22 protein-coding genes, 2 pseudogenes and 1 riboswitch are annotated in these 25633 nt (G+C 71.1%); of the genes and pseudogenes, 13 read left to right on the top strand and 11 right to left on the bottom strand.

Features of this window, described 5'->3' with window-relative positions; genetic code table 11:
- Positions 1-11: 11 nt before the first annotated feature.
- The 4 genes from nuoL (at position 12) to recQ (ending at position 7380) form a co-directional block, all read left to right on the top strand.
- Positions 12-1976, top strand: coding sequence for an NADH-quinone oxidoreductase subunit L (gene nuoL, locus AB0O67_RS05790; protein WP_365446572.1), 1965 nt, complete (start codon positions 12-14; stop codon positions 1974-1976).
- Positions 1977-1981: 5 nt separating this feature from the next.
- Entirely contained in the window at positions 1982-3553 is a 1572-nt protein-coding gene (locus AB0O67_RS05785; protein WP_365446570.1) for an NADH-quinone oxidoreductase subunit M, read from the top strand.
- Positions 3550-5199 (top strand): NADH-quinone oxidoreductase subunit NuoN, encoded by a 1650-nt coding sequence (gene nuoN, locus AB0O67_RS05780; RefSeq protein WP_365446568.1) that lies wholly within the window; start codon positions 3550-3552, stop codon positions 5197-5199. The genes AB0O67_RS05785 and nuoN overlap by 4 nt, the downstream gene beginning before the upstream one ends.
- Positions 5200-5400: 201 nt before the next feature.
- Complete coding sequence (gene recQ / locus AB0O67_RS05775) at positions 5401-7380, top strand: DNA helicase RecQ (protein WP_365446566.1); 1980 nt, start codon at positions 5401-5403, stop codon at positions 7378-7380.
- 255 nt (positions 7381-7635) lie between these two features.
- On the opposite strand, the gene AB0O67_RS05770 is transcribed toward recQ, so the two are convergent.
- Both AB0O67_RS05770 and fahA read right to left on the bottom strand, forming a co-directional pair.
- The gene (locus AB0O67_RS05770; RefSeq protein WP_365446564.1) at positions 7636-8574 is read right to left on the bottom strand and encodes a M56 family metallopeptidase; all 939 of its coding nucleotides are present in this window, start codon (positions 8572-8574) and stop codon (positions 7636-7638) included.
- Positions 8575-8830: 256 nt separating this feature from the next.
- Positions 8831-10042, bottom strand: coding sequence for a fumarylacetoacetase (gene fahA / locus AB0O67_RS05765; protein ID WP_365446562.1), 1212 nt, complete (start codon positions 10040-10042; stop codon positions 8831-8833).
- 235 nt (positions 10043-10277) lie between these two features.
- Between fahA and AB0O67_RS05760 the strand changes: the two genes are divergently transcribed.
- Together AB0O67_RS05760 and AB0O67_RS05755 are read left to right on the top strand one after the other, a co-directional pair.
- Complete coding sequence (locus AB0O67_RS05760; RefSeq protein ID WP_365446561.1) at positions 10278-10739, top strand: carboxymuconolactone decarboxylase family protein; 462 nt, start codon at positions 10278-10280, stop codon at positions 10737-10739.
- Between the two features lie 65 nt (positions 10740-10804).
- Positions 10805-11683, top strand: a complete 879-nt coding sequence (locus tag AB0O67_RS05755; protein WP_365446559.1) for a Cof-type HAD-IIB family hydrolase — start codon at positions 10805-10807, stop codon at positions 11681-11683.
- On the opposite strand, the gene AB0O67_RS05750 is transcribed toward AB0O67_RS05755, so the two are convergent.
- The 3 genes from AB0O67_RS05750 to AB0O67_RS05740 all read right to left on the bottom strand — a co-directional run bounded on the left by AB0O67_RS05750 (position 11647) and on the right by AB0O67_RS05740 (position 14798).
- Positions 11647-12126: a transglycosylase SLT domain-containing protein gene (locus AB0O67_RS05750; RefSeq protein ID WP_365446557.1), complete on the bottom strand. Its 480-nt coding sequence runs from the start codon at positions 12124-12126 to the stop codon at positions 11647-11649. The genes AB0O67_RS05755 and AB0O67_RS05750 overlap by 37 nt on opposite strands.
- A 3-nt stretch (positions 12127-12129) precedes the next feature.
- Positions 12130-12312: riboswitch (cyclic di-AMP (ydaO/yuaA leader) on the bottom strand.
- 277 nt (positions 12313-12589) lie between these two features.
- Positions 12590-14587, bottom strand: a complete 1998-nt coding sequence (locus AB0O67_RS05745) for a CocE/NonD family hydrolase (RefSeq protein ID WP_365446555.1) — start codon at positions 14585-14587, stop codon at positions 12590-12592.
- A 22-nt stretch (positions 14588-14609) separates the two neighbouring features.
- The gene (locus AB0O67_RS05740; protein ID WP_365446553.1) at positions 14610-14798 is read right to left on the bottom strand and encodes a hypothetical protein; all 189 of its coding nucleotides are present in this window, start codon (positions 14796-14798) and stop codon (positions 14610-14612) included.
- 207 nt (positions 14799-15005) lie between these two features.
- Between AB0O67_RS05740 and AB0O67_RS05735 the strand changes: the two genes are divergently transcribed.
- From AB0O67_RS05735 to AB0O67_RS05720, 4 genes and pseudogenes are all read left to right on the top strand, one after another.
- Positions 15006-16016 (top strand): polyprenyl synthetase family protein, encoded by a 1011-nt coding sequence (locus tag AB0O67_RS05735; protein ID WP_365446552.1) that lies wholly within the window; start codon positions 15006-15008, stop codon positions 16014-16016.
- A gap of 304 nt (positions 16017-16320) precedes the next feature.
- Complete coding sequence (locus AB0O67_RS05730; protein WP_365446550.1) at positions 16321-17538, top strand: DUF2092 domain-containing protein; 1218 nt, start codon at positions 16321-16323, stop codon at positions 17536-17538.
- Between the two features lie 60 nt (positions 17539-17598).
- A pseudogene (locus tag AB0O67_RS05725) lies at positions 17599-17712 on the top strand (ABC transporter ATP-binding protein); the annotation flags it as partial.
- Positions 17712-18570 (top strand): annotated as a pseudogene (locus tag AB0O67_RS05720) (ABC transporter permease). The pseudogenes AB0O67_RS05725 and AB0O67_RS05720, both read left to right, overlap by 1 nt.
- Before the next feature lie 9 nt (positions 18571-18579).
- Here the strand turns inward: AB0O67_RS05720 and AB0O67_RS05715 are convergent.
- Together AB0O67_RS05715 and AB0O67_RS05710 are read right to left on the bottom strand one after the other, a co-directional pair.
- Entirely contained in the window at positions 18580-19164 is a 585-nt protein-coding gene (locus tag AB0O67_RS05715) for an NAD(P)H-dependent oxidoreductase (protein WP_365446548.1), read from the bottom strand.
- A 141-nt stretch (positions 19165-19305) separates the two neighbouring features.
- Positions 19306-19809, bottom strand: a complete 504-nt coding sequence (locus tag AB0O67_RS05710; RefSeq protein WP_365446547.1) for a DUF6668 family protein — start codon at positions 19807-19809, stop codon at positions 19306-19308.
- A gap of 192 nt (positions 19810-20001) precedes the next feature.
- On the opposite strand from AB0O67_RS05710, the gene AB0O67_RS05705 reads away from it, so the two are divergent.
- A complete protein-coding gene (locus AB0O67_RS05705; protein ID WP_365446545.1) occupies positions 20002-21516 on the top strand; it encodes a tetratricopeptide repeat protein in 1515 nt (504 codons plus the stop codon).
- Between the two features lie 100 nt (positions 21517-21616).
- Here the strand turns inward: AB0O67_RS05705 and AB0O67_RS05700 are convergent, their stop codons facing one another.
- Positions 21617-22084 (bottom strand): VOC family protein, encoded by a 468-nt coding sequence (locus tag AB0O67_RS05700; protein ID WP_365446543.1) that lies wholly within the window; start codon positions 22082-22084, stop codon positions 21617-21619.
- A gap of 21 nt (positions 22085-22105) precedes the next feature.
- Between AB0O67_RS05700 and AB0O67_RS05695 the strand changes: the two genes are divergently transcribed.
- Positions 22106-22732 (top strand): CGNR zinc finger domain-containing protein, encoded by a 627-nt coding sequence (locus AB0O67_RS05695; RefSeq protein WP_365446541.1) that lies wholly within the window; start codon positions 22106-22108, stop codon positions 22730-22732.
- Here AB0O67_RS05695 and AB0O67_RS05690 read toward each other — a convergent pair.
- The 3 genes from AB0O67_RS05690 to AB0O67_RS05680 all read right to left on the bottom strand — a co-directional run bounded on the left by AB0O67_RS05690 (position 22729) and on the right by AB0O67_RS05680 (position 24971).
- Entirely contained in the window at positions 22729-22938 is a 210-nt protein-coding gene (locus tag AB0O67_RS05690) for a hypothetical protein (protein WP_365446539.1), read from the bottom strand. The genes AB0O67_RS05695 and AB0O67_RS05690 overlap by 4 nt on opposite strands.
- Before the next feature lie 51 nt (positions 22939-22989).
- Positions 22990-24006, bottom strand: coding sequence for an EamA family transporter RarD (rarD, locus tag AB0O67_RS05685; RefSeq protein WP_365446537.1), 1017 nt, complete (start codon positions 24004-24006; stop codon positions 22990-22992).
- A 110-nt stretch (positions 24007-24116) separates the two neighbouring features.
- Positions 24117-24971, bottom strand: a complete 855-nt coding sequence (locus AB0O67_RS05680; RefSeq protein ID WP_365446535.1) for an SDR family oxidoreductase — start codon at positions 24969-24971, stop codon at positions 24117-24119.
- A gap of 99 nt (positions 24972-25070) precedes the next feature.
- On the opposite strand from AB0O67_RS05680, the gene AB0O67_RS05675 reads away from it, so the two are divergent.
- Positions 25071-25451: a helix-turn-helix domain-containing protein gene (locus AB0O67_RS05675; protein ID WP_365446533.1), complete on the top strand. Its 381-nt coding sequence runs from the start codon at positions 25071-25073 to the stop codon at positions 25449-25451.
- Positions 25452-25633 lie beyond the last annotated feature (182 nt).

Here is a 25633-nt window from a genome sequence, read left to right as displayed (position 1 = left end):
GGGTCGCTGAAGTGGAGAACCTGATTGCGCTGCTGATCGCGGCGCCCCTGCTCGGAGCGGCCGTCCTGCTGTGCGGCGGCCGGCGGCTCGACGCCGTCGGCCACTGGATCGGCACGGTCCTCGCGTTCGTCTCCTTCGCCCTCGGCGCGGTCCTCTTCGCCGACCTGCTGGGCAAGGGCGCGGAAGAACGGACGCTGACACAGCACCTGTTCAGCTGGATCCCCGTCGAAGGCTTCCAGGCCGACGTCGCCTTCCAGCTCGACCAGCTGTCGATGACGTTCGTCCTGCTGATCACGGGCGTCGGCTCGCTGATCCACCTGTACTCGATCGGGTACATGGAGCACGACGAGCGGCGCCGCCGCTTCTTCGGCTACCTGAACCTGTTCCTCGCGGCGATGCTGCTGCTCGTCCTCGCCGACAACTACCTCCTGCTGTACGTCGGCTGGGAAGGCGTCGGTCTCGCCTCCTACCTGCTGATCGGTTTCTGGCAGCACAAGCCCAGCGCCGCCACCGCCGCGAAGAAGGCCTTCCTGGTCAACCGCGTCGGCGACATGGGCCTGTCGATCGCGATCATGCTGATGTTCACGACCTTCGGCACGTTCGCGTTCGGGCCGGTGCTCGGCGGCCACGAGGAGCCTGGCCTCGTGGGCGACACCTCCGAGGGCATGCTCACCGCGATCGGCCTGATGCTGCTGCTCGCCGCCTGCGGCAAGTCCGCCCAGGTGCCGCTGCAGTCCTGGCTCGGGGACGCGATGGAGGGCCCGACCCCGGTCTCGGCCCTGATCCACGCCGCGACGATGGTGACGGCGGGCGTGTACCTGATCGTCCGCTCCGGAGCCCTGTTCAACGCCGCGCCCGACGCCCAGCTGGTCGTCACGATCGTCGGAGCGGTCACGCTCCTGTTCGGTGCGATCGTCGGTTGCGCCAAGGACGACATCAAGAAGGCGCTGGCCGGCTCGACCATGTCGCAGATCGGCTACATGGTCCTCGCGGCCGGCCTCGGCCCCATCGGCTACGCCTTCGCGATCATGCACCTGGTGACGCACGGTTTCTTCAAGGCCGGGCTGTTCCTCGGCGCCGGTTCGGTGATGCACGGCATGAACGACGAGGTCGACATGCGCAAGTACGGCGGCCTGCGCAAGTACATGCCGATCACCTTCGTCACCTTCGGCCTCGGCTACCTCGCGATCATCGGCTTCCCGGGCCTGTCCGGCTTCTTCTCCAAGGACAAGATCATCGAGGCGGCGTTCGCCAAGGGCGGCACCGAGGGCTGGATCCTCGGCGCCTGCGCCCTGCTCGGCGCGGCCATCACGGCGTACTACATGACGCGCGTGATGCTGATGACGTTCTTCGGCGAGGAGCGCTGGCGGCACACCGCTACGGCCTCCCCGGCCGAGCCGGACGTGGAGCCGGCCGCCGAGACACGCGGTGCCCACGACGAGCCCCACCCGCACGAGTCGCCCAGGAGCATGACGATCCCGATGATCGTGCTCGCCTTCGGGTCGGTGTTCGCGGGTGGGTTCTTCAGCATCGGGGAGCGCTTCGTGCACTGGCTGGAGCCGGTCACCGGCTACGAGCACGGGCACCCGCCGGTCAGCGCGCTGACGGTCACGCTGTCCACGGTGGCCGTGATGGTGATCGGTGTCGCGGTCGCGTACGCGCAGTACGGCCGGCGCCCGGTCCCGGTCGTCGCCCCGCGCGGGTCGCTGCTCACCCGGGCCGCCCGCCGTGACCTGCTCCAGGACGACTTCAACCACGTCGTCCTGGTCCGTGGCGGCGAGCACCTGACGCGGTCCCTGGTGTACGTCGACCACACCCTGGTCGACGGAGTCGTCAACGGCACGGCGGCCTCGGTCGGCGGCCTGTCCGGTCGGCTGCGCAGGCTGCAGAGCGGCTTCGCGCGGTCGTACGCGGTCTCGATGTTCGGCGGCGCGGCGGTTCTCGTCGCCGCGACCCTGCTGATGAGGGCGGTCTGATACCGATGTCCTTTCCTCTGCTGACAGCGACAGCGGTGCTCCCGGCGCTGGGGGCGATTGCCACGGCCGCCGTCCCGGCCGCGCGGCGCACCGCCGCCAAGTGGCTGGCGCTGCTCGTCTCGCTCGCCACGCTCGTCCTCGCCATCACGGTGCTGGTCCGCTTCGACCCGGACGGCGACCGCTACCAGCTCACCGAGTCGCACGCCTGGATCGCCGAGTTCGGCGTCCGCTACGAGCTGGGTGTGGACGGCATCGCGGTGGCGCTCATCGCGCTCACGGCACTGCTGATCCCGTTCATCATCCTCGCGGGCTGGCACGACGCCGACCCGCTGGAGACCGGCAGCAAGCGCTGGCGGCCCACGCAGGGCTTCTTCGCGCTGATCCTGGCCGTCGAGGCGATGGTGATCATCTCCTTCGAGGCCACCGACGTCTTCCTCTTCTACATCTTCTTCGAGGCCATGCTCATCCCGATGTACTTCCTCATCGGAGGCTTCGGGGACCGTGCCCACGAGCACGGCGAGCAGGTGGCCTCGACGCAGCGGTCGTACGCCGCGGTGAAGTTCCTGCTCTACAACCTGGCCGGCGGTCTGATCATGCTGGCCGCGGTGATCGGCCTCTACGTGGTCGCCGGGAACTTCTCCCTCACGGAGATCGCCGAAGCCCGGGCCAACGGCTCGCTGGAGATGTCGACCAGCACAGAACGCTGGCTGTTCCTCGGCTTCTTCTTCGCCTTCGCGGTGAAGGCGCCGCTGTGGCCGCTGCACACCTGGCTGCCCAACGCCATGCAGGAGTCCACCGCCCCGGTCGCCGTGCTCATCACGGCGGTCGTGGACAAGGTGGGCACCTTCGCGATGCTCCGCTTCTGCCTCCAGCTGTTCCCGGAGGCCTCGAAGTGGGCGACGCCGGCCATCCTCGTACTGGCGCTGATCAGCATCGTGTACGGCGCACTGCTGGCGGTCGGCCAGCGGGACATGAAGCGTCTGATCGCGTACGCGTCGATCTCGCACTTCGGCTTCATCATCATGGGCATCTTCGCGATGACCAGCCAGGGCCAGTCGGGCGCGACGCTGTACATGGTCAACCACGGCATCTCGACGGCCGCGCTGATGCTGGTGGCGGGCTTTTTGATCTCGCGCCGCGGCTCGCGGCTCATCGCGGACTACGGCGGGGTCCAGAAGGTCGCCCCGGTGCTCGCCGGCACCTTCCTGATCGGCGGCCTGGCGACCCTGTCGCTGCCCGGTCTCGCACCCTTCGTCAGTGAATTCCTGGTCCTGGTGGGCACGTTCGCGCGCTATCCGGTGATCGGCATCATCGCCACCTTCGGCATCGTGCTCGCCGCGCTCTACACCCTCGTCCTGTACCAGCGGACGATGACGGGCCCGGTGAAGCCGGAGGTCTCCGCGATGCCGGACCTCAGGGTGCGGGAGCTCGTGGTGGTCGCCCCGCTGGTCGCGTTGCTGATCTTCCTGGGCGTCTACCCGAAGCCCCTCACGGACATCGTCAACCCGGCGGTGAAGCAGACCATGTCCGACGTACACAAGCAAGACCCCCGGCCCGAGGTGGAGGCGGCCAAGTGAGCGCAACAGCCGTCCACAGCCTGTGGACAACCGCGGCGGATCCGATCGCCAAGATCGACGCGCCGAAGATCGAATACGCCCAGCTGTCTCCCATGCTGATCGTGATCGGCGCGGCGATCATCGGCGTGCTGGTCGAGGCGTTCGTACCGCGCAAGTCCCGCTACTACGTACAGATGTTCTTGTCCGCCGTGGGTCTGGCCGCCGGTTTCGCGGCGGTCGTCGCCCTCGCGGCGGACGGGTACGGCACCACGAAGGCGCAGATCGCGGCGATGGGCGCGGTCGCGGTCGACGGACCGGCGCTGTTCCTGCAGGGCACGATCCTGCTGACCGCGCTGGTCGCCCTGTTCACCTTCGCCGAGCGGCGGCTGGACCCCGCCACACATGGCAACCGCGTCGACTCCTTCGCCGCGCAGGCGGCGTCCGTGCCCGGCAGCGACAGCGAGAAGGCCGCGATCAAGGCGGGCTTCGCCACCACCGAGGTCTTCCCGCTGCTGCTCTTCGCGGTATCCGGGATGCTGCTCTTCCCCGCGGCCAACGACCTGCTGACGCTGTTCGTCGCGCTGGAGGTATTCTCGCTGCCGCTGTACCTGATGTGCGCGCTGGCCCGCCGCAAGCGGCTGATGTCGCAGGAGGCCGCGGTCAAGTACTTCCTGCTCGGCGCGTTCGCCTCCGCGTTCACGCTGTTCGGGATCGCGATGCTGTACGGCTACTCCGGCTCGATGTCGTACGGCACGATCGCGCAGGTCGTCGACGGCACCATCACCGACATCACCCCCGCCCTCGCGAGCACCATGGGCAACGACGTGCTGCTGCTGCTCGGCACCGCGCTGATCGTGATGGGGCTGCTGTTCAAGGTGGGCGCGGTCCCGTTCCACATGTGGACGCCGGACGTGTACCAGGGCGCGCCGACGCCGGTGACCGGCTTCATGGCGGCGGCGACGAAGGTGGCCGCGTTCGGCGCGCTGCTGCGGATCCTGTACGTCGTGCTGCCCGGCCTGCGCTGGGACTGGCGGCCGGTGATGTGGGGCGTCGCGATCGTCACCATGCTGGGCGGCGCGATCGTCGCGATCACGCAGACCGACATCAAGCGGCTGCTGGCGTACTCGTCGATCGCACACGCGGGATTCATCCTCGCGGGTGTCATCGCCACGACGCCGGACGGTGTGTCCTCCGTGCTCTTCTACCTGCTCGCGTACTCGTTCGTGACGATCGGGGCGTTCGCGGTGGTGACGCTGGTGCGGGACGCGGGCGGCGAGGCGACGCACCTGTCCAAGTGGGCGGGGCTCGGACGCCGGTCGCCACTGGTGGCGGCCGTGTTCGCGATCTTCCTGCTGGCTTTCGCCGGCATCCCACTGACCTCCGGGTTCGCCGGGAAGTTCGCCGTGTTCAAGGCGGCGGCGGAAGGCGGGGCCGCCCCGCTGGTGGTGATCGGCGTGATCTCGTCGGCGATCGCCGCGTTCTTCTACATCCGGGTGATCGTCCTCATGTTCTTCAGCGACCCGAAGCCGGAGGGCCCGACGGTCGCGGTGCCGTCGCCGCTGACGGTGACGGCGATCGGGGTGGGCGTGGCGGTCACGCTGGTTCTGGGTGTGGCGCCGCAGTACTTCCTGGAGCTGGCGGGGAGTGCGGGGGTGTTCGTGCGCTGACGCCTCCCGTCCACGGCGGCCCTCCTCGTTGATCGGGGAGGGCCGTTCTGCTGCCTGGCGCGCCTGAAGCCGATCACCTTAATCGCATGTTCGATCGGTTACAGAGTGAGCCGGAGGAAGCCTGTGGATAACTCCGGGGCTGTCGGTGCGGGCGCCTATCGTGGACGCAGTGGTCGAGATTCGACGTACGGGGGCACGGCGATGGGTGGGACAGGCGGGGTAGGTGCCATGACGGCGGTAGCTGAGAGTGAGGCGTTGGCTGCGCTCCACAAGGTGTTCGGGTACGAGGCCTTCCGTGGGGAGCAGGAAGCGGTCATCGAGCATGTGGTGGCCGGTGGCGACGCCGTCGTACTCATGCCGACCGGTGGCGGCAAGTCGCTCTGCTACCAGATTCCGGCACTGGTCAGACCGGGCACGGGCATCGTCGTATCGCCGCTCATCGCGCTGATGCAGGACCAGGTCGACGCGCTGCGGGCGCTGGGTGTGCGGGCCGGCTTCGTCAACTCCACGCAGGACTTCGACGAGCGGCGGGTGGTGGAGGCCGAGTTCCTCGCCGGTGAGCTGGATCTGCTGTATCTGGCGCCGGAGCGGCTGCGCCTCGACGCCACCCTGGATCTGCTGTCGCGCGGGAAGATCTCCGTCTTCGCGATCGACGAGGCGCACTGCGTGTCCCAGTGGGGGCACGACTTCCGGCCGGACTATCTGACGCTGTCGCTGCTCGGCGAGCGCTGGCCCGACGTGCCGCGGATCGCGCTGACGGCGACGGCCACGCGGGCCACCCACCAGGAGATCACCCAGCGGCTGAACATGCCGGCGGCCCGGCACTTCGAGGCGAGCTTCGACCGGCCCAACATCCAGTACCGGATCGTGCCGAAGGCGGACCCCAAGAAGCAGCTGCTGAGCTTCCTGCGTGAGGAGCACGCGGGCGACGCGGGCATCGTGTACTGCCTGTCGCGGAAGTCGGTGGAGTCGACGGCCGAGTTCCTCACCAGGAACGGCGTCGAGGCCGTGCCGTACCACGCCGGGCTGGACGCGGGTACGCGCGCCGCGCACCAGTCCCGGTTCCTGCGGGAGGACGGGCTGGTCGTCGTGGCGACGATCGCCTTCGGGATGGGCATCGACAAGCCGGACGTGCGGTTCGTGGCCCACCTGGACCTGCCGAAGTCGGTGGAGGGGTACTACCAGGAGACCGGCCGCGCCGGGCGCGACGGACTGCCGTCCACGGCCTGGATGGCCTACGGCCTCAACGACGTCATCCAGCAGCGCAAGCTGATCCAGTCCGGCGAGGGCGACGAGGCGTTCCGGCGGCGGGCGGCCGCGCACCTGGACGCGATGCTGGCGCTGTGCGAGACGGCACAGTGCCGCCGGGGCCAGCTGCTCGCCTACTTCGGCCAGGACCCGGACGCGGCCGGCTGCGGCAACTGCGACACCTGTCTCACGCCGCCCGAGACCTGGGACGGCACCGTCGCGGCGCAGAAGGTGCTGTCGACGGTGGTGCGGTTGCAGAGGGAGCGGGGGCAGAAGTTCGGCGCGGTGCAGATCGTCGACATCCTGCTGGGCAAGCGCACAGGCAAGGTGATCCAGTTCGACCATGACCAGCTCTCGGTGTTCGGCATCGGTGAGGAGCTGAGCGAGGGCGAATGGCGGGGCGTGGTCAGGCAGTTGCTCGCCCAGGGGCTGCTCGCGGTCGAGGGGGACTACGGCACGCTCGTGCTGACCGACGCCAGCGGCGGGGTGCTGCGGCGGGAGCGGGAGGTGCCGCTGCGCAAGGAGCCGAAGAAACCGGAGAGTTCGCGGGCGGGATCCTCGTCGTCCGGGCGCGGCGAGCGCAAGGCGAAGTCCGCCGTGGCGGAGCTGCCCGAGGAGCTGCTGCCGGCCTTCGAGGCGCTGCGCGCCTGGCGCGCGGAGCAGGCCCGGGAGCAGGGCGTCCCGGCCTACGTCATCTTCCACGACGCCACCCTGCGGGAGATCGCCACCGCGTGGCCCAGGTCGGTGGAGGAGCTCGGCGGCATCAGCGGAGTCGGAGAGAAGAAGCTGGTGACGTACGGGGAGGGCGTGCTGGCGGTGCTGGCGACCCTGGACGGATCGCCCGGACGGGCGCCGGCGTCCGCGGGGGATGGCGCGGCCGACTGGCCCGAGCCGGATGCGGAGCCGGAGCCCGAGCCGGACGACTGGATATAGCCGACTGGATATGGCCGACTTGGTATAGGGACGGGCTGCGGTCTCCCGGGCGCGCGGGCCCTCTCCCCCCCCGGTCCCCGCGTCATCCCGCCCGAGCCGCTCGCCTCGGCGTCGAAGAGGGGCCTGTTGACGGCGCCGACATGGGGCTCGTCGGCGTCGAGCTCGGGTCCGTCGGCGTCGAGGCGGGACGCATTGGTGTCGGGGTGGGATCCATGGACCGGGCCGGGTGACGCTCCCGCGAGGGCGGGAGTGCCGCTACGACAGTGCCGTCAGCCCGGGAGCGAAGGTGATCAGCAGGGGCAGCAGCGGCACCAGAGCCGCCGCGGTCGTCGTCAAGGCCCGGTGTCTGCGGTCGAGCCGGGCGGGCGGCTCCAGGAGGCGGTCCACGCGTTCGCCCAGCAGGCGGTGGCTGGAGGCGCAGGAGAGGACCCCCCGGTGCTGGTTGAGTTCGATCAGGGCCAGCGCGGTGGTCAGGTGGCCGCAGCGGCGGGACGCCGTGTCGTCGGCGGAGAGTTCCACCAGGCGGTGGGTCTGGTCGCAGAAGTGGGTGAAGAGGGGGACGCGCGGGAAGCCGGTGGCGAGCGCGGTGGACAGGTGCAGCAGCCAGTCGTGACGGGCGCGGGCGTGGCCGCGCTCATGGGTGAGGACGGCGTCGAGCTGGTGGTCGGTGAGACGGTGCAGCGCCCCGGTCGTGACGATCAGCTGGGGCGGGCTGCCCGGCATCCACCAGGCGTCGGGATACTCGTCCTCCAGGACGAGCAGCGGCCCCCGGGCGGCGGGCAGACCGGCGGGCAGGTCGGGGGCGCGTTCCCGCAGATGTGCGCGGGCCTGGCCGCGGCGGCGCCGGGCCTCGAACAGCTCGCGCACGAGCATCGCCGTCGTCCACGCGGCACCGCAGGCCAGCAGCAGGGTCAGCGCGGCGGCCCAGGGCGGCGCCGCCGACAGGTCGTAGGCGGCGGCCACGCGCGGCGGGGCGGGCGCGAAGACCTGGTCGCGCACCGTCTGGAAGACCGCCGCCGCGCCCAGGACCAGGGCGGTCAGACAGCACAGCAGGACGGTGGCGACCAGGCACTGCCACACCCACAGCCCGACGACGGGCTCCCGTTCGGGCCAGGCGGCGCGCACCAGCGCACGAGGGGCCGGTACGGCGGCCGCCAGAGCGACGACGCTCAGCAGGAGCAGGCAGACGGTCATGCCACGGGCTCCGGATCCTGGTCGGGAGTGGGGCGGCTTCGGGTCGGTGCGGTGCGGTGCGGTGCGGGCGGCTGACGCGCGCCGTGGACCTCCCGCCCGCGTCACGTGCCGCACGCCTCACAAGCTCAGCCGCACGCACGCACCCGCGTCACGCGCCACACGAGCCCGCGTCGCGCACCGCGCACACCGCCCGCCGCCAGTATGACGGTGACGGGCGGCCGGAGTCAGCGCCGAAGCCGTCGCTGTCGCGGAAACCTCACCCCGCCACGACGCGTCCCGTGACCTCGCCGAGCCCCACGCGCACGCCGCCCGCGCCCGGAGCCCAGGCCGTCATCGTCACGACGTCGCCGTCCTCCAGGAACGTCCGCTTGCCGTCGGGCAGTTCGAGGGCGTCGCGGCCGTTCCAGGTCAGCTCCAGGAGTGAACCGCGTTCGCCCTCGCCCGGTCCGCTCACCGTGCCCGAGCCGTACAGGTCGCCGGTGCGCAGGGAGGCGCCGTTGACGGTCATGTGGGCGAGTTGCTGGGCCGCGGTCCAGTACATGGTGGAGAACGGGGGCTCCGCGACGACATGGCCGTTGAGGGCGACGGAGATGCGCAGGTCGTAGCCGCCGGGCTCCTCCTCGGTGTCGTCCAGGTACGGCAGCAGGGGGTGGGTCCGCCCGGGCGGGGCCACCCTTGCCGCGTCCAGCGCCTCCAGCGGGGTGATCCACGCCGACACCGAGGTGGCGAAGGACTTGCCGAGGAACGGGCCGAGTGGGACGTACTCCCAGGCCTGGATGTCGCGGGCGGACCAGTCGTTGAGCAGGCACAGGCCGAACACGTGATCGCGGAAGCCGGACAGCGGCACGGGCGTGCCCATCGCCGAGGGGACGCCGACCACGAAGCCGACCTCGGCCTCGATGTCCAGGCGGACGGACGAACCGAAGACCGGCGCGGCGTCGGCCGGGGCCTTGCGCTGGCCGGAGGGGCGGACCACGTCGGTGCCGGAGACGACGACCGTGCCGGAGCGGCCGTGGTAACCGATCGGCAGATGCTTCCAGTTGGGCGTGAGGGAGTCCGCCGCGTCGGGGCGGAAGATCTGGCCGACGTTCCGGGCGTGGTTCTCGGAGGCGTAGAAGTCGACGTAGTCCGCGACCTCGAAGGGGAGGTGCAGGTTCACCGAGGACAGGGAGTGCATCAGGGGCGCGAGGGACTCGCGGTGGGACGGCACGGTGACCCAGGCGGTCAGCGCGCGCCGGACGTCAGACCAGGCCGTGCGGCCCGCGGCCAGCAGCGGGTTGAGGGTCGGGCGTGCCAGCAGCTCGGCGTACGGGGAGCCGAGCGCCAGTGCGGCCGCGCCGGCGTCGAGGACGTGGTCGCCGAGGCGGACACCCACCGTCCGTTCGGCGGACCCGGCGGGTGAGAACACGCCGTACGGAAGGTTGTGCGGACCGAAGGGGTCGCCCTCGGGGACATCGAAGGGGGGCATGGGGTGCTGCCTCACTTTCGTACGCGCGGTCCATGCGGTCGTGGATCACGTTACGGCTGCGGCACCCGTCTTGGGCAGTGTCCGATAGGTGCGGAAGCTCCTTGATATCCGGAAAGGTGTATCGCGTCGGCGCATCGGAAACTCGTCCCGCCGATCCGTCACAACGACCGCCCCCGATCCGTCAGTGCGGTGAAAGCAAGCATCACACCGGCCACTGACAACAGGAGGCGGCATCATGCAGGCACGGATGACCAACCCGGCGTACGTCCTCCCGGGCGCGCTGAAGGGTATCGGGACCCTCTTCCAGGCCATCGGGGAGAGCGGGCTCGACCAGGAGGTCGCGGAGCTCGTCGGACTGCGGGTCAGCCAGATCAACGGCTGCGCCGCCTGCGTCCACGGACATGTGAACAATCTGCGCAAAGCGGGCGTGAGTGAGGAGCGCATCGCCTCGGTCGCCGCCTGGCGGCACGCGCCCTTCCACAGCGACGCCGAGCGCGCCGCGCTGACCCTCGCGGAGACGGTGACGCGGCTCGCGGACCGCTCGGAGGAGCCGGTTCCGGACGCGTTGTGGGACGAGATCGCCGACCACTTCGACGAGAAGGAAGTGTCGGCGCTGATCCTGACCGTCGCGCTGACGAACATGTTCAACCGCATCAACGCCACGATCAAGGAGCCGGCAGGCACCACGTGGGGGTGAAAAGCAGACAGTGGGAAGGTAGTTGGGAATGAACGGCGGGGGTGCGGTGTCCGTATTCTCTGATCATGGCCGCACCCACCGCATATGCCGCGCGCACCGAGTACGCGCGCACCGACTACGCCCTCATCGCCACTGACCTGGACGGAACGCTGCTCCGCGGCGACGACACGGTCTCCGACCGTTCGCTCGCCGCGCTCGCGCGGGTCTCGGCGGCCGGTGCCCGGCATCTGGTGGTGACCGGACGGCCGGCGCCGCGAGTGCGACCACTGCTGGAGGTCGTGGGCGGCGGGGGGCTCGCGGTGTGCGGGCAGGGCGCGCAGTTGTACGACGCCGGCGCGGACCGTCTGCTGTGGTCCGTCACGCTGGACCGGGAACTCGCGGAGACCGCGCTCGGAAAGATCGAGGCCGAGGTCGGCCAGGTGTACGCGGCCGTCGACCAGGACGGCGTCGACGGGCTCACCCTCATCGAGCCGGGGTACCTGATGCCGCACCCCACGTTGCCCGCGGTGCGCATCGATCGCCGCGACGACCTCTGGTGCGCGCCGATCAGCAAGGTGCTGCTGCGCCATCCGACGCTGTCCGACGACGAGTTGGCGGCGGTGGCCCGCATGGTGGTCGGCTCGCTCGCGACCGTCACCATGTCCGGTCCCGGGACGGTCGAGCTTCAGCCGTGCGGGGTCACCAAGGCGACGGGGCTGGCGCTGGCGGCACGGCAACTGGGCGTGAGTCCGGAACAGACCATCGCCTTCGGGGACATGCCCAACGACATCCCCATGTTCGACTGGGCCGCGCACGGCGTCGCCATGGCCAACGCCCACCCCGAGCTCAAGGCGGTGGCCGACGAGATCACCCTGTCGAACGAGGACGACGGCATCGCCGTCGTCCTCGAACGGCTGCTGGCCAGGCCTCAGTACGCGCCGAAGACGTTGTCGATCGAGCCGTAGCGGTCGGCCGCGTAGTTGCAGGCGGCGGTGATGTTGGCGACCGGGTCGTACGGGTCGTACGCCGTGCCGGGCACGTGGTAGGCCGCGAAGGTGGGGTCGATGACCTGGAGCAGGCCCTTCGACGGGGTGCCCTTGGCGGCGTTGGAGTCCCAGTTGTTGATGGCGTTCGGGTTGCCGGACGACTCGCGCATGATGTTGCGGTAGATACCGTTGTAGGAGCCCGGGATCCCCTGCTGCGCCATGATGTCGAGCGACTGGCGGATCCAGCCGTCGAGGTTGTTCGGGTACGCCGTGACGGAGCTGACGGCCGTGGGCGTGGCGGCGGACGCGGTGGTCGCGCCGATGAGCGGCAGGGCGAGCAGGGCGGCGCCGGTACCGGCGACGGCGAGCTTGCGAGCGATGCGGGCAGTACTGGTACGGCTCTGCTGACCGTTTGCAGTCATGGGGACTGTCCTCTCCGGTGCCTGCGAGGTGAGCTGTCGGGTTCGGGTTGGGAGGTGCCCGGCCGCCCTCATGCGAGTGCGACTTCACCCCGAGCCGTTCCGGTGTGCCGTGGCGTGCGGCGTCCGGTCCGGCGGCTTACCTGGGTCCCCCGCTCCTGCCGTGCGGTGAGTGAGTCCGTCATGGGTGGCGCGGGCGGCGGCAGGATTCGGCGTTCCGCCCGACTGGCCGGGAACGTATGCGAGAGCACATGTCCGAAACAAGTGGTCGTTTCACATATCGCGGGATTTGATCTTCGAAGCGCCTGTTTGCCGCTCTTGATCCTTTGCGGTTGAAAAGAGTCAACTCGGCCATGTGCCAAGGCGGATCGCCGCGTCCATGTAAGGGACTCGTGAAGGCGTGCGAGTGAGCCAACTCACGCGAGTGCAGAAGAATCGCAAATCGGGCAATAGGCCCAAGTCCTAGTTAACTGGCGGCCCGTGGAATTCGCTTCTCCCAGGTGCGGTGGAAGGTCACCTCGGCACCAGAGGTGCAAATCACCTCATTTGAGGTCAAAAAGTACTCCGCGGTGCAGGCGATCTCCGACCGTGTGCGGATCGTGGTGTCCCAGGCGAGCTCCGGGCGGTGCAGCCGGATCGTCCAGTCCGAGCGGGCGCGGGCGGACAGCGGATCCTCCTCGCCGATGGCGTACGCCTCCAGCGCCTCCTCGGTGACCTCCAGCCCGTCCGGGTACACGCGCGTACCGCCGTGGCGTGGTTGGTCGAGCTCCAGCCGCCACTCGCCCTTGGCGACGTCGCGCACGACCATTCGTCCGGGGCGCGGTTCGTCGAGGGTGGCCGGGTGGGCGACGCCGAGCGGTTCGGACTGCTCCGGCTCCTCGAAGGTGACGGGCGGGACGGCCGCACACGCGCGTACCGGCAGTTCGAGAGCGCTGCCGGACGGGTCCAGGGTGAAGCCGGCCGCGGAGTCCGGCTGGGGCCAGATCCAGGGCCAGTACGCGGAGGCGAGCGAGAGGCGGATGCGGTGGCCGGGTGGGAAGGCGTACCCGATGCCGCTGAGCCCGAAGGTGACGTCCTCGGTGGCCCCAGGGGTCCACGGCACGGTCCGGTCGCGTCCCTCGCGCGCGGAGAGGTCCATCACCCCCCGGGTCACCAGCGTCGAGGAGCCGTCCGGCGCCACGTCGCACACGCGCGCGACCACCTGCCCGCGCGGCACCTCCGAGGTCAGCCGCAGTCGCACCCGCGGCCGCCCCAGCACCCACGTCTCCTCCGGCACCGCGAACTCGAAGCTCGCCCCGCGCGCGTCCTCCTCCCGCTGGTCCGGCGGCAGGTCGGCCTCGTTGCCGATCGGGAGGAAGCGCCCCGCGTCGATGCCCGTGTGCTGGGGTGACCGGACGAGTACGGGCTCGCCCTGGAGGGCGTACGTGACCGTCGACACGTGGGGTGAGGGCCAGGCGGGCTCACCGACCCAGCGGCCGGGCAGCGTCTCGTACCCCGTCGCCGGGGGATGCGCGTCCATGACGTACGAGCGCAGCACGGGCTCGGACATCACCCCGGTGTCCCTGCCCTTCAGCCAGTGGTCCCACCAGCGCAGGGTCTCCTGGAGGAAGCCGATCGCCGGGCCGGGCGGCAAGGCGCGGTCGGGGTAGTGGTGCGACCAGGGCCCGATCAGGCCGCGGACGCGGTCGGACGGGAGGTGTTCGACCAGACGGAGCACCGTGTCGCGGTACGGGTCGTGCCAGCCGCCCACCGCGAGCACGGCGGCGTCGACGGCGCCGTGGTCCTCGCGGACGCCGTCGTGCCGCCGGTGGTCGTCGCGTAGAGGGTGGTCGAGCCAGGTGTGGACGAAGGGGTCGACCTCTTCGAGGCGTCGCAGCCACATGTCCCGCCAGGCGTCGCCGACGTACCGCGGATCGGGCGGGCGGCAGACGAAGGCGAGCATGGTCGCCGCCCACGCGTGCATGTCCACCGCGAGGACGGAACCTCCCATGCGGTGCGCGTCGTTGTCGTAACGGTCGCCTGTGGAGCAGACGGTCACGATCGCCTTGAGCGGCTCGGGCGCGAGCGCCGCGATCCGCAGGGAGTTGAAGCCGCCCCAGGAGATGCCGAACATGCCCACCTTGCCGTCGCACCAGGCTTGCGCGGCCAGCCAGTGCACCACCTCGACACCGTCCGCCAGCTCCGTCGCCGAGTATTCGTCCGTCGGCATGCCCTCGCTGTTGCCGTGCCCGCGCACGTCGACGCGGACGGAGGCGTAGCCGTGGCCGGCGTACCAGGGGTGACGCTGGTGGTCGCGGGGCGCGGTCCAGTCGGTCAGGCGGTACGGGAGGTACTCCAGGAGGGCCGGTACGGGCTCGTCGGTGATCGGGCGCCATACGCGCGCGTACAACCGGGTTCCGTCGGGCAGCGGGATACGGAGGTCCTCGTGAGTCGTCTCGTAGGGGAAGGACGTACGGATGTGCATGAGCGTGACCCCAGGTACGGCTTCAGTGGACCGGGTGCATCGTGCGGCGCGGCCGGCGCGCGGCGGCCGTCACCGCCGGGCCGGCGGTGCGGTGCGTCGCCCGCGGCGTGCGCGCGGACTCCGCGGCGTGCTTGCGTCCGGCCGGGTGACGGCGGCCGGTGGCGTACCGGGCCGGGCTCTCGGGGCCGGTGCCGACGGCGGTGCGGAGCAAGGGGCACCTCTTCCGGCAAAGTCGATAAATACCTGCTCATATCAAGTGATCAAAAACATACCCGCCGTGATCCGATACCGCCTGAGGTGTACCGGTGGGCGGCCTCGGTGATCGAAACGTGACCGGATACGCTGACTTGAGTGAAGGCAGCGACCTATCGACATTCCGCGTAATCGCCAGTGGACACCAGCAGACAGGAGACCCCTCGTGACCGTCGTCGGGCCGTTCGGGCTGAGCGTGCGGGACCAGGCTCTGGAAGCCGATGTCCAGGCCGGATTGGCTGCTGTCGAGGAAGGGTTGCTCGAAGCCACCAAGAGCGAGGTCCCGTTCATCACGGAGGCCGCGCAGCATCTGGTGCGGGCCGGCGGGAAGCGGTTCCGGCCGCTGCTCGTGATGCTGGCCGCCCGGTTCGGTGACCCGTACGCACCCGGAATCGTGCCCTCCGCCGTGGTCGTGGAGCTGACGCACCTCGCGACGCTCTACCACGACGACGTGATGGACGAGGCCGAGGTACGGCGCGGGGTGCCGAGCGCGAACGTCCGCTGGGGCAACTCCGTCGCCGTCCTCACCGGTGACTTCCTGTTCGCCCGCGCCTCGCACATCCTGGCCGACCTCGGACCCGAGGCGGTACGGGTGCAGGCCGAGGCGTTCGAACGGCTGGTGACCGGTCAGATCCTGGAGACCGCGGGCCCGTCGGACGGGCGGGACCCGGTCGAGCACTACCTCGACGTGCTGGCCGGCAAGACGGGATCGCTGGTGGCGGTGTCGTGCCGGTTCGGGGCGCTGATGTCCGGAGCCGACGAGTCGGTGGTGGACGTGCTCACCCAGTACGGGGAGCGCCTCGGCGTCGCCTTCCAGCTCGCGGACGACGTGCTGGACATCGCCTCCGACTCGCACGAGTCGGGCAAGACGCCGGGCACGGACCTCCGGGAGGGCATCCCGACGATGCCCGTGCTGCGGTTGCGTGAGCGGGCCGCCCGGCTGGGCCTGGCGGAGGACGTCGCGCTGTGCGAGCTGCTCGCCTCCGACCTCACCGACGACGCGCGGCACGCGGAGGCGCTGGCCGCGCTGCGGGTGCATCCGGCGCTGGAGCAGGCGCGGCGCGACACCGTGCGGTTCGCGGAGGAGGCGCGGGCGGCGCTCGCCCCGCTGCCCGAGTGCGACGCGAAGGCGGCGCTGACGGAGCTGTGCGACGCCGTGGTGCACCGGGCCGGATAGCGGTCCGGCCCGTTCGCCCGTCCGGGCGTCGAGGGCCGGCTGTCCGGCCCTCGTGACCCCCGTAGTACTCGTGACTCCCTCTCGTACCCCTACGGGTCGGGGGAGAAGCCGTCGTGTCGTGTCATACCCCAGCAGTACGCGGAGTTGGCTCCCGGGTCTGACGCATCTTGCCGCCCGGTTTGGTCAGATGGAGAACAAGGAACACACCACTCCTCACCGATCCGGGTGAGAATGGCGGCTCAGGGTGGGACCCCTGCGAGGACGCGACGAGGCAGCCGCCGCCGACGACGGAGGTAAGGCACACATGGCACCGTACGAATCCGACGACACCACGGCCGTGGCCGACGCGGACGAACTGCGCGCGGCACGGCGGCGCAAGGCCGCACGGTACGTCGTCCCGGCGGCGGTCCTGGGATTGGCGGCGGGCACCATCGGGCTCGTCCCCGCGCTGGCCGACTCCGGCAGCCCCGACCTGCCGAAGATCACCGCGGAGGAACTCATAGAGAAGATCGCCGCGTCGGATGTGCAGCAGCTGTCCGGCACGGTGAAGATCAGCACCGATCTGGGACTGCCCGACCTGGGCGGCCTGGAGGGTGACCTGATGTCCGGCGCGACCCCGTCCGGCGGTGAGGGCTCCTCCGCCGATCCGTCGGCCAAGCTGACCGAGCTGGCCACCGGCACGCACACCCTGCGCGTCGCCGCCGACGGCCCCGACAAGCAGAAGCTGTCGCTGCTGGAGAACGCCGCCGAGTACAGCATGATCCACAACGGCAAGGACGTCTGGGGCTACGACAGCGCGTCCAACGAGGTCTACCACGGCACCGCGGACGAGGGCACCGAGCGAGACGCGGAAGAGACCCCGGCGACGCCCAAGGGGCTGACCGAGGAGGCGCTGAAGGCGGTCGACGACACCACGTCCGTGACCGTCGACGGCACCGCCCAGGTGGCCGGCCGTGACGCCTACAAGCTGCTCATCGAGCCGAAGCAGTCCGGTTCCACGGTGGGCGCGATCAGCGTGGCGGTGGACGCGAAGACCGGGATGCCGCTGAAGTTCACGCTGACCCCGGCGAGCGGTGGCTCCGCCGTGGTGGACGCGGGCTTCACGCAGGTCAGCTTTGCCAAGCCCGCCGCGTCGACCTTCGACTTCACCCCGCCCAAGGGTGCGAAGGTTACCGAGGAGGGCAGCGTGGAGGCGCCGGAGCACTCCTCGCAGCGGCCCGAGGAGGAGCTCGCCAAGGGCCTCGAAGGGCTGAACGTCATCGGCGAGGGCTGGACCTCCGTCGCCGTCCTCGACTCCGGGGCCGAGGGCGCGGCCTCCGGTGCCGGACGCGGTGACATGGGTGAGCTGGGCGCCGCGGGCGGCTTCCTCGGTTCCCTGGGCGACGAGGTGAACGGCAAGTTCGGCTCGGGCACGGTCTTCAAGACCCGCCTGGTCAACGCGCTGATCACGGACGACGGCAAGGTCTACGTCGGCGCGGTCACCAAGGACGCGCTGGTGAAGGCGGCCGACTCCGCGAAGTAGGCAGGGGCTGAGCGCCGGCTCCGGGCCTGAGCCCGGGGTCGGTGCCGGGGCGTGGGTCAACTGAACGCCGCGTTGGTTTAGGAGGGCGTGCGAGTCCGTGGCTTCGGGGTGGAACGGGCGTCCTTGGAGGACGCGTTCGTGGCGCTGACGGGGGAGGGCTTCGATGTCGCAGGCTGGTCGCCACCTCCCGCCGCGGCCCCCTCAGGACCTTCGGTCTGTTGCGCAGCGAGCTCGCCATCACGTTCCGGCGCCGGCGCACGCTCGCGCTGCTCGGCGTGCTGGCCGCCGTGCCCGTGCTGGTCGGCATCGCCGTGAAGATCGAGACCAGCGACGGCTCGCCCGTGGCCGGCGGTGGCGGCGAGGGCCCGGCGTTCCTCACGCAGATCACCAACAACGGGCTGTTCCTGGTCTTCACCGCCGTCGCCGCGACCCTGCCGTTCTTCCTGCCCATGGCCGTGGGTGTCGTCGCGGGCGACGCGATAGCCGGTGAGGCGAACGCGGGGACCCTGCGCTATCTCCTGGTCGCCGGCCGGCCGTACCCGTCTGCTGCTCACCAAGTACGCCACCGCGACGGCCTTCTGCCTGGCGGCCGCCCTGGTCGTCGCCGTCTCGGCGCTGGCCGTCGGGGCACTGCTGTTCCCGCTGGGCGACCTGACGACCATCTCCGGGACGCGGATCGGCTTCGCCGAGGGACTGGCCAGAGCCCTGCTGATGGCCCTGGTCGTCGCCGCCTCACTGATCGGCGTCGCGGCGCTCGGCCTGTTCGTCTCGACGCTGACCAGCAGCGGTGTCGCGGCGATAGCGACGACCGTCGGTCTGCTGATCACGGTGCAGATCCTCGATCAGATACCTCAACTGCACGCGATCCAGCCATAGTTCTTCTCCCACTACTGGCTGTCCTTCGCCGACCTGATGCGCGAGCCGGTCTACTGGGACGAACTGAGACGCAACCTCGGCCTCCAGGCCCTCTACGCGGCCGTGTTCGGCTCGGCGGCGTGGGCGCGGTTCATGGCGAAGGACATCACCGCATAGCCGCCAGGGCTACGCGGCCTCGTACGGGAAGCGAGCGAGCGGGGCCTCCTGCGCGAAGAAGGTCTTCGCGCGGGTGAGGGCCTCGGTGTCCTTCAGTACGTCACCGGGCTTGCTGCCGTTGCCGAGCAGGACTCCGCCGAAGCGCATCCCCATGTACGCGGCCGAGTTGCTGAGGGTGCCGATCAGCGGGTCGGCGACCTCGGTCTCCTCGTGCGCGAGCGCGGTGACACCCCAGAGGGTGCGGTGGGCCGGCGTCGCCTTGAAGTCGACGCCGGGGGTGCGCAGCCAGCCCGACCAGTAGTCGAGGTAGCGCTTGACGTGCGCGGACACCGAGTACCAGTAGAGCGGGGAGACGATGACGATGTCCGTCGCGGCGAGCGTGGCGTCGAGCAGCAGTGCGACATCGCCCTCCGTGGGACGGACGTGGTCGCTGTCGTGCCGGAGGTCCTCGAAGTCGGGCAGGGGGTGCGCGGCGAGGTCGATCCACCGCTGCTCGACGCCGGCGGGGAGCTGCTCGGCGGCCGCGCGGGCCAGCAGCTCGGTGTTGCCGTCACGGCGGCTGCTGCCCAGCACGAACAGAAAGCGTCGGTCCATGGTGTCCCCCAGTGGATTCCGGATGGGCGGCGTACGACGATGCATGTCCGTGCAGTATATGCACACGCATACAGATTTCGTCCACCGTCCGCGGGGCGTCGGAGGTGTGGATCGGAGAGGGCCGGGCTCAAGGTGCCTGGGTCAGCGGACCGCCGCCGTCAGCCGGACCAACGCCCGGGTCTCGCGAGGCGGGCGTCCGCTCAGATCGCCCAGCCGCCATGCCGGCACCCACGGCACGCGGTACACGTCGACGACCGACTCGATGAGCCTGATCTGCTGGGAGAGCGGGCGCGGCAGCCGGCCCGGCGCGTCCGCGACCAGGACGACGGCGTCCAGGTCTAGCCCGGCCGGCGCCTCCCCGCGCCGGAACTCCTCCATGGCATGGATGACGGAGGCCAGCCCGGTCGCGTGCGTGCGGGCGACGAGCAGCACCGACTGCGGGTCGGCGGGGCCGGGCCAGGCACGTCCGCAGTCCCGACCGCCGTACACCGCGGCCAGGGTGGAGACGCCCGACCCGCCGTGCGTGCCGACCCAGGAGAAGCGCCGGACCGTGCGGGAGGGGGCGGGGGAGGGCTCCGGTGCCGGTTCCGCGGCCACCGGTCCGCGGATCCAAATCTCCGGGCCCTGTGGCGCACCCGTCCGCATGTCCGCCCCTCTCCGCCGTCCGCCGGCGATCGTCGTCCATCGATCTTCGCGCGGCGCCGCGGAGCTCCGTGACCGGGGTGCCGGGTCTTGGGACGAGGCTGTGACGCCCCGGTGACGCGTGTATCGGGCGAAATCGGTGAGACTCGACGGTAGGGTCCGCCGAGGCGTGGACGCCGGCGAGTGAGGGAACCGATGTCTCGACCAGGGCGCGAGAAGAAGCGGGAACAGCAGGACCAGGGCGTGGGTGCGGTGATCGACGTCCGCGTCCCCGGCGCGGGACCGGACACCCGTGGCCCGGTCAGCGCCTCGATCGGGGGTGTCCCGGTCGCCCCCGTGCCCGGCGAGGAACTCCAGCGGACGGTACTGAACCACCTCCACCGCATCGCCCTCGCCACCGGCCGACCCGTCCTCGCCACCGTTCACGACGAGCGGATCGGGTACGTCGTACCGCTTCAGGTTCACCCGGACGGGTCGAGTTGTTTCACGGCGGATCCCGTGCCGACGAGTGCGGCGGGGGATGCCGCGGCGGTGCCGGCGGGCGCGGGGCAGGAGGCCGTGCCTGCGCCGCCGCGATCCGCTGCGGCGGGCCGGCCGCAGGGTGCGGTGTCCGAGTCGGCGGGCCCGGAACAGGGAGCCCTGCCCCCGGCCCAGCGCCCCGCGCCCCCGCACCCGCCGCAGGCGCCCGATCCGGCCGCATCCCGTCCGGCGAAGGCGCCCGACCTCGCTCAGCCTGGTCCGGCGGAGGCGCCCGCCTCGGCCGCGTCCCGTTCGCCGCAGGCGTCCGGCCCGGCTCAGTCTCGTTCGCCGCAGGCGCCCGGCCCCGCTCAGCCTGGTCCGGCGGAGGCGCCCGCCCCGGCCGCGTCCCGTTCGCCGCAGGCGCCCGGCCCCGCCCAGCCTGGTCCGCCGCAGGCGCCCGGCCAGGGTGCCTCCCGTTCGCCGCAGGAGCCGGTGTGGCCGGACGCTGCCCGGCTCCCGCAGGACAACGTCACGCAAACGCTGCGTACTCCGCCGGTTTCCGGGCCCACCTCCGCGCCGACCTTCCGGCTGCGGGCGATCCAGGAGCCGCGGCCGCTGGGCGAGTTCGGGCCGCCGCCCGTCATGGGCGCGCGGCCGCACCCGGAACCGCTCGTCGCGCCGGAGCTGGGCGCGGGCCGCGAGCCCGACCCGAAGCCCACGCCGCCCCGCGGCTTCGACGCGGTCGCCGAAGCCATCCTCGGGCCGGAGGACGAGACCCCGCTCCCGACCTCCGCCCTCCTCGCCGAACCCACGGCCCGTATCGGCGAAGCCGTGAAGGCAGGGCATATAGACACCGCGGCGACCGTCGCGGAGCAGGCCCTGGCCGAGGCGTCGGCGGCGCTGCCGCCCGACCACCCCGAACTGCTCCGGCTGCTCGAACTCACCGCGTACGTCGCCTACCTGGCGGCCGAACCGGTCCGCGCCTTCCGGCTCTCCCTGGACGTGGCCCGCAGCTACCGCCGCACGCACGACGTGGAGGGCGCCTACGGGAACGTGCAGAGCGCGGCCACGGCCTGGCGGGCCGTGCGCGACCCCGCACTCGGTCTGGAGCTGGGGCGTGAACTGATCGGTCTGTGGACCGAGTTGGCCGCGGAGGCCGGCCCGGCCGCCGAGGACGTGGAGGAGCTGGAATCCGCCCACGCCCGCATGGACCGTCTCGCCACGCGCGCGGGCAGGACATCCGGAGGCTGAGCGGCACCGCGACGTCTGCCCGTCCGGGCTCGGGCCGACTGACCCGGGACCGTCCGTCCGGGTGCCGAGAGGCCCACCCCGCACCCACCTCTCCACACCCCTATTGCACGCAGAACTCGTTCCCCTCCGGGTCGGTCATCACCACCCATTCGCCGCCGGCCTCCTTCACCTCCCGCACCGCGCTCGCGCCCAGGCCCCGCAGTCGCTCCACCTCGTCCGCCCGCCGGCCCTCGCCGGGGTGCAGATCCAGGTGGAGCCGGTTCTTGCCGGTCTTGGACTCGGGCACGCGCTGGAACAGCAGCCGCCGTCCCAGCCCGGTGCCGCTCTCCTCCTCGCACGGATCGTCCGGATGCCGTACGGCGACCAGGTCCCGGAAGGCCGGGCGGCCGTGGAAGTCCACGGTGGCGGCGACCGGGAGCGCGCCGAGCTGGAGCAGCCGTTCGATCAGGGCGCTGTTGTCCTCGACCTCGTAGCCCAGCGCGGCGGCCCAGAAGTCGGCCTGTGCGTGGGGGTCGGCGGCGTCGACGACGAGCTTCCAGTGCACAGGTGTTGCTGCCTTGTCGGTCATGTAACCAGTGGTATTGGTTACATGACCGAGCGTCCATGGGAAGCGCCGACTCCACAGGCGGCTTCACCCGGCCTGACCCTGATCTCGTACGAGGGCAAGCCCTTCCGCTTCGACCCCGGCGCGCTCTGTCTGGAACTGCTCACCACCGGCGGCCCGGGCGACCTGGCCCGCTACGAGGTGCTGCACAGACCCGCCGACCTGGTGGCCTGGGCCGAACGCAGCCGGCTGCCGGCCGGACTCGACCTCACCGTCACCGAGGACGAACTCGCGCGGGCCCGTGCCCTGCGCGACGCCCTGACCGTGCTCACCACCGACCGCGCTCACGGCCGCCCGCTCCGCTCCCGCCAGCTGGACGTCGTCAACGCGGCCGCCGCGCTGCCCGCGATCGCCGCCCGCCTCACCGCGGACGGCATCCGCGCCTGGGTCCCGGGCGCCACCGGCACGGCCCTGCTGTCGACCGTGGCGCGTGACGCGATCGAGCTGTTCACCGGCCCGTACGCCGGCCGTGTCCGCGAGTGCGGCGCCCACGACTGCCGGCTGCTGTTCGTCGACAACTCCCGGCCGGGCCGGCGGCGCTGGTGCTCGATGGAGCACTGCGGCAACCGTGCGAAGGTCCGCGCCCACCGCGCCCGCGGGGCCGCCTCCTAGGCCTGCCCGGCGGCCTGCCGTGTCTCTCGATGGTCGTACGCCGCCCGGGCCGCCGCGATCTCCCGCTGATGCTTCTCGTCGGCGTCGTCGTGGTCCACGGTGCTCATCGCGGGCACCGCGTTCGCGCTGGCGTACGGGCCGCTGACCGTCGCGGCGACGGACGGTGGCGCGGCGGAGGAGCAGGGCCTGGCGGGTGGGCCGCTCAACACCGCGACGCTGTTCGGCCCCGCGATCGGGATCTCCGCGGTGACCGCCGTCTACGGCTTGGCGTCGACGACCGGATCGGGCCCTGAGGCCACGCTGTCCGCCTTCCGTACGGCGCTGCTGGTGCCGGTCGCGAGGGTGGCGACCGGCACGCTCCTCTCGACCTTCAGCCTGCGGACCGCCCGGCGCGCGGTGCGCAGGGCGTCCCAGGTGAGCAGCGTCAGCGCCAGCCAGACCAGCGCGAACCCGGCCCAGCGCTCGGGCGGCATGGCCTCGCGGAAGTAGACGACGCCCAGCAGGAACTGGAACACCGGGGCCAGGTACTGCAGCAGCCCCAGCGTCGACAGGGGTACGCGGATCGCGGCCGCGCCGAAGCAGACCAGCGGCAGCGCGGTCACGACGCCGGTCGCGGCGAGCAGCACCGCGTGCCCCACGCCCTCGGTGTGGAAGGTCGACTCGCCCCGGCCGGTCAGCCACAGCAGATAGGCGAGCGCCGGCAGGAACTGGATCGCGGTCTCCGCGGTCAGCGACTCCAGGCCGCTGAGGTTCACCTTCTTCTTCACGAGGCCGTAGGTGGCGAAGGAGAAGGCGAGGACGAGCGAGACCCACGGCGGGCGGCCGTAGCCGATGGTGAGGACGAGCACGGCCGTGAAGCCGACGCCGACCGCCGCCCACTGCACGGGCCGCAGCCGTTCCTTCAGCAGCAGCACGCCCATCGCGATGGTGACCAGCGGGTTGATGAAGTAGCCGAGGGACGCCTCGACGACCTGACCGTTGTTGACGGCCCAGATGTAGACGCCCCAGTTGACGGTGATGACGGCCGCGGCGATCGTGATGAGCCCGAGGCGGCGCGGCTGCCGCAGCAACTCGCCGGCCCAGCCCCACCGTCGTACGAAGAGCAGTGCGACGGCGACGAAGGCGAGCGACCACACCATCCGGTGGGCGAGGATCTCCACCGAGCCAGCGGGCTTCAGCAGCGGCCAGAACAGCGGGACGAGCCCCCACATCCCATAGGCCGCGACGCCGTTCAGCAGGCCTATGTGGCTCTCGCCCCTCGACTTTCCGGACACCGGCTCCTCCTTCGCGCTCCAGCCCTCCGCACGAAGGTAGCGCCGACCACCCTCGCCTGTCATGGCCGTATCGCCATACGGTCATGACAAGCGGGACGGGTGATGCGAAGTCAGCCCTTCAGTGCCGCCGTGATCGCCTCGGTGAGCGGGGTGGTCGGACGTCCGGCCAGGCGGGAGAGGTCGCCGGTGCGCACGGCCAGCTCGCCCTTCTCGATGGACGCGTCCACCCCGGCCAGGATCGCGGCGAACGCCTCGGGCAGCCCGGCGCCGGTCAGGATGCCCTGGTAGGTGTCGGCGGGGACCGGGCTGTACTCGATCTCCCTGCCGGTCTGCCGGCTGAGCTCGGCCGCGTACTCCGTGAACCCCCATGCCTCGTCGCCGCTCAGCTCGTACGTCTTGTTCTCGTGGCCCGCGCCGGTCAGCACCGCGACGGCGGCGGCCGCGAAGTCGGCGCGCGAGGCGGAGGCGACCCGGCCCGCACCGGCCGCGGTGACCACCGCGTTGTGCTCCAGGACCGGGGCGAGGTTCTCGGTGTAGTTCTCGTGGTACCAGCCGTTGCGCAGCAGCACGTACGGCAGGCCCGACGCCAGCAGCAGCTCCTCCGTGGCGCGGTGGTCGTCGGCGAGCGCGGCCGTCAGGCTGCCGGGGGCGCTCGTGTACGCGAGCAGCGCCACGCCGGCCGCCTCGGCGGCGTCGATCACGACCTTGTGCTGGGAAACACGGCCCTTGTCGAACTCGTTGCCGGAGATGAGCAGCACCTTGTCGCCCGCGGAGAACAGGGCGTCGAAGGTCGCGGGCACGTTGTAGTCGGCGAGCGCGATCCGCACCCCGCGTTCCGCGAGACCGGCGGCCTTCTGGGCGTCGCGGGCGACGGCCGTGATCCCATCGGCCGGGACCTGCTCCAGCAGCTGCTCGATGACGTGGCGGCCGAGGTGTCCAGTGGCTCCGGTGACGACGATGCTCATGGTGAGGCTCCTCCGTGGAGTGGGTGTGGCGGGGTTGACACTCACCCTAAGAGGGGCACTAACTGTTCGAAAGTACCCACTTTTGAGTAAGGTACCGGCATGACGGACAGCGCAAGGCAGCCCGGCAGTGAGGCGATGTGCCCGTACCGGCTGGTGCTGGAGCACGTCACCAGCCGCTGGGGCGTGCTGGTGCTGATCCGGCTCCTCGAACGCCCGCACCGGTTCAGCGAGCTGCGCCGGGCGATCGGTGAGATCCGGCAGGTCAGCGAGAAGATGCTCACCCAGACTTTGCAGACCCTGGAGCGTGACGGGTTTGTGCACCGCGAAGCCCGGCCCGTGATCCCGCCCCGCGTCGACTACTCCCTCACCGACCTCGGCCGCGAGGCCGCGGAGCAGGTGCGGACGCTGGCGTTGTGGACGGAGCGGCGGATGGGGGATGTGGAGCAGGCGCGGAAGGCGTACGACGAGGCCCGGGCCTGAGCCCGGGCCTGTGGTGCGTCTGTTGCGGAGCCTGAATCGCGCCTGCTGAGAGGCGGGTACCGCGCCGATGGGGAGGTTCAGCCGACGACGGTCCAGGTGTCGCCGCCGGTGAGGAGTGCGGCGAGGTCGCCCTTGCCGTTCTGTTCGATGGCGGTGTCGAGCTGGTCGGTCATCTGGGCGTC

The organism is Streptomyces sp. NPDC086077, assembly GCF_040686175.1.
Taxonomy (GTDB): Bacteria; Actinomycetota; Actinomycetes; order Streptomycetales; family Streptomycetaceae; genus Streptomyces.
Note: the sequence above shows the minus strand (reverse complement) of the source record. Positions and strands in the feature narration are given on the sequence as shown.

Bases quoted from the DNA above. Each gene is read 5' to 3' on its own strand.
- AB0O67_RS05760 (WP_365446561.1), top strand. From the start codon at position 10,278: ATGCAGGCACGGATGACCAACCCGGCGTACGTCCTCCCGGGCGCGCTG.
- fahA (WP_365446562.1), bottom strand. From the start codon at position 10,042: ATGCCCCCCTTCGATGTCCCCGAGGGCGACCCCTTCGGTCCGCACAAC.
- AB0O67_RS05745 (WP_365446555.1), bottom strand. From the start codon at position 14,587: ATGCACATCCGTACGTCCTTCCCCTACGAGACGACTCACGAGGACCTC.
- AB0O67_RS05785 (WP_365446570.1), top strand. From the start codon at position 1,982: ATGTCCTTTCCTCTGCTGACAGCGACAGCGGTGCTCCCGGCGCTGGGG.
- AB0O67_RS05715 (WP_365446548.1), bottom strand. From the start codon at position 19,164: ATGGACCGACGCTTTCTGTTCGTGCTGGGCAGCAGCCGCCGTGACGGC.
- AB0O67_RS05700 (WP_365446543.1), bottom strand. From the start codon at position 22,084: ATGACCGACAAGGCAGCAACACCTGTGCACTGGAAGCTCGTCGTCGAC.
- AB0O67_RS05680 (WP_365446535.1), bottom strand. From the start codon at position 24,971: ATGAGCATCGTCGTCACCGGAGCCACTGGACACCTCGGCCGCCACGTC.
- AB0O67_RS05710 (WP_365446547.1), bottom strand. From the start codon at position 19,809: ATGCGGACGGGTGCGCCACAGGGCCCGGAGATTTGGATCCGCGGACCG.
- AB0O67_RS05675 (WP_365446533.1), top strand. From the start codon at position 25,071: ATGACGGACAGCGCAAGGCAGCCCGGCAGTGAGGCGATGTGCCCGTAC.
- AB0O67_RS05730 (WP_365446550.1), top strand. From the start codon at position 16,321: ATGGCACCGTACGAATCCGACGACACCACGGCCGTGGCCGACGCGGAC.
- AB0O67_RS05695 (WP_365446541.1), top strand. From the start codon at position 22,106: ATGACCGAGCGTCCATGGGAAGCGCCGACTCCACAGGCGGCTTCACCC.
- recQ (WP_365446566.1), top strand. From the start codon at position 5,401: ATGGGTGGGACAGGCGGGGTAGGTGCCATGACGGCGGTAGCTGAGAGT.
- AB0O67_RS05770 (WP_365446564.1), bottom strand. From the start codon at position 8,574: ATGACCGTCTGCCTGCTCCTGCTGAGCGTCGTCGCTCTGGCGGCCGCC.
- AB0O67_RS05755 (WP_365446559.1), top strand. From the start codon at position 10,805: ATGGCCGCACCCACCGCATATGCCGCGCGCACCGAGTACGCGCGCACC.
- AB0O67_RS05705 (WP_365446545.1), top strand. From the start codon at position 20,002: ATGTCTCGACCAGGGCGCGAGAAGAAGCGGGAACAGCAGGACCAGGGC.
- AB0O67_RS05750 (WP_365446557.1), bottom strand. From the start codon at position 12,126: ATGACTGCAAACGGTCAGCAGAGCCGTACCAGTACTGCCCGCATCGCT.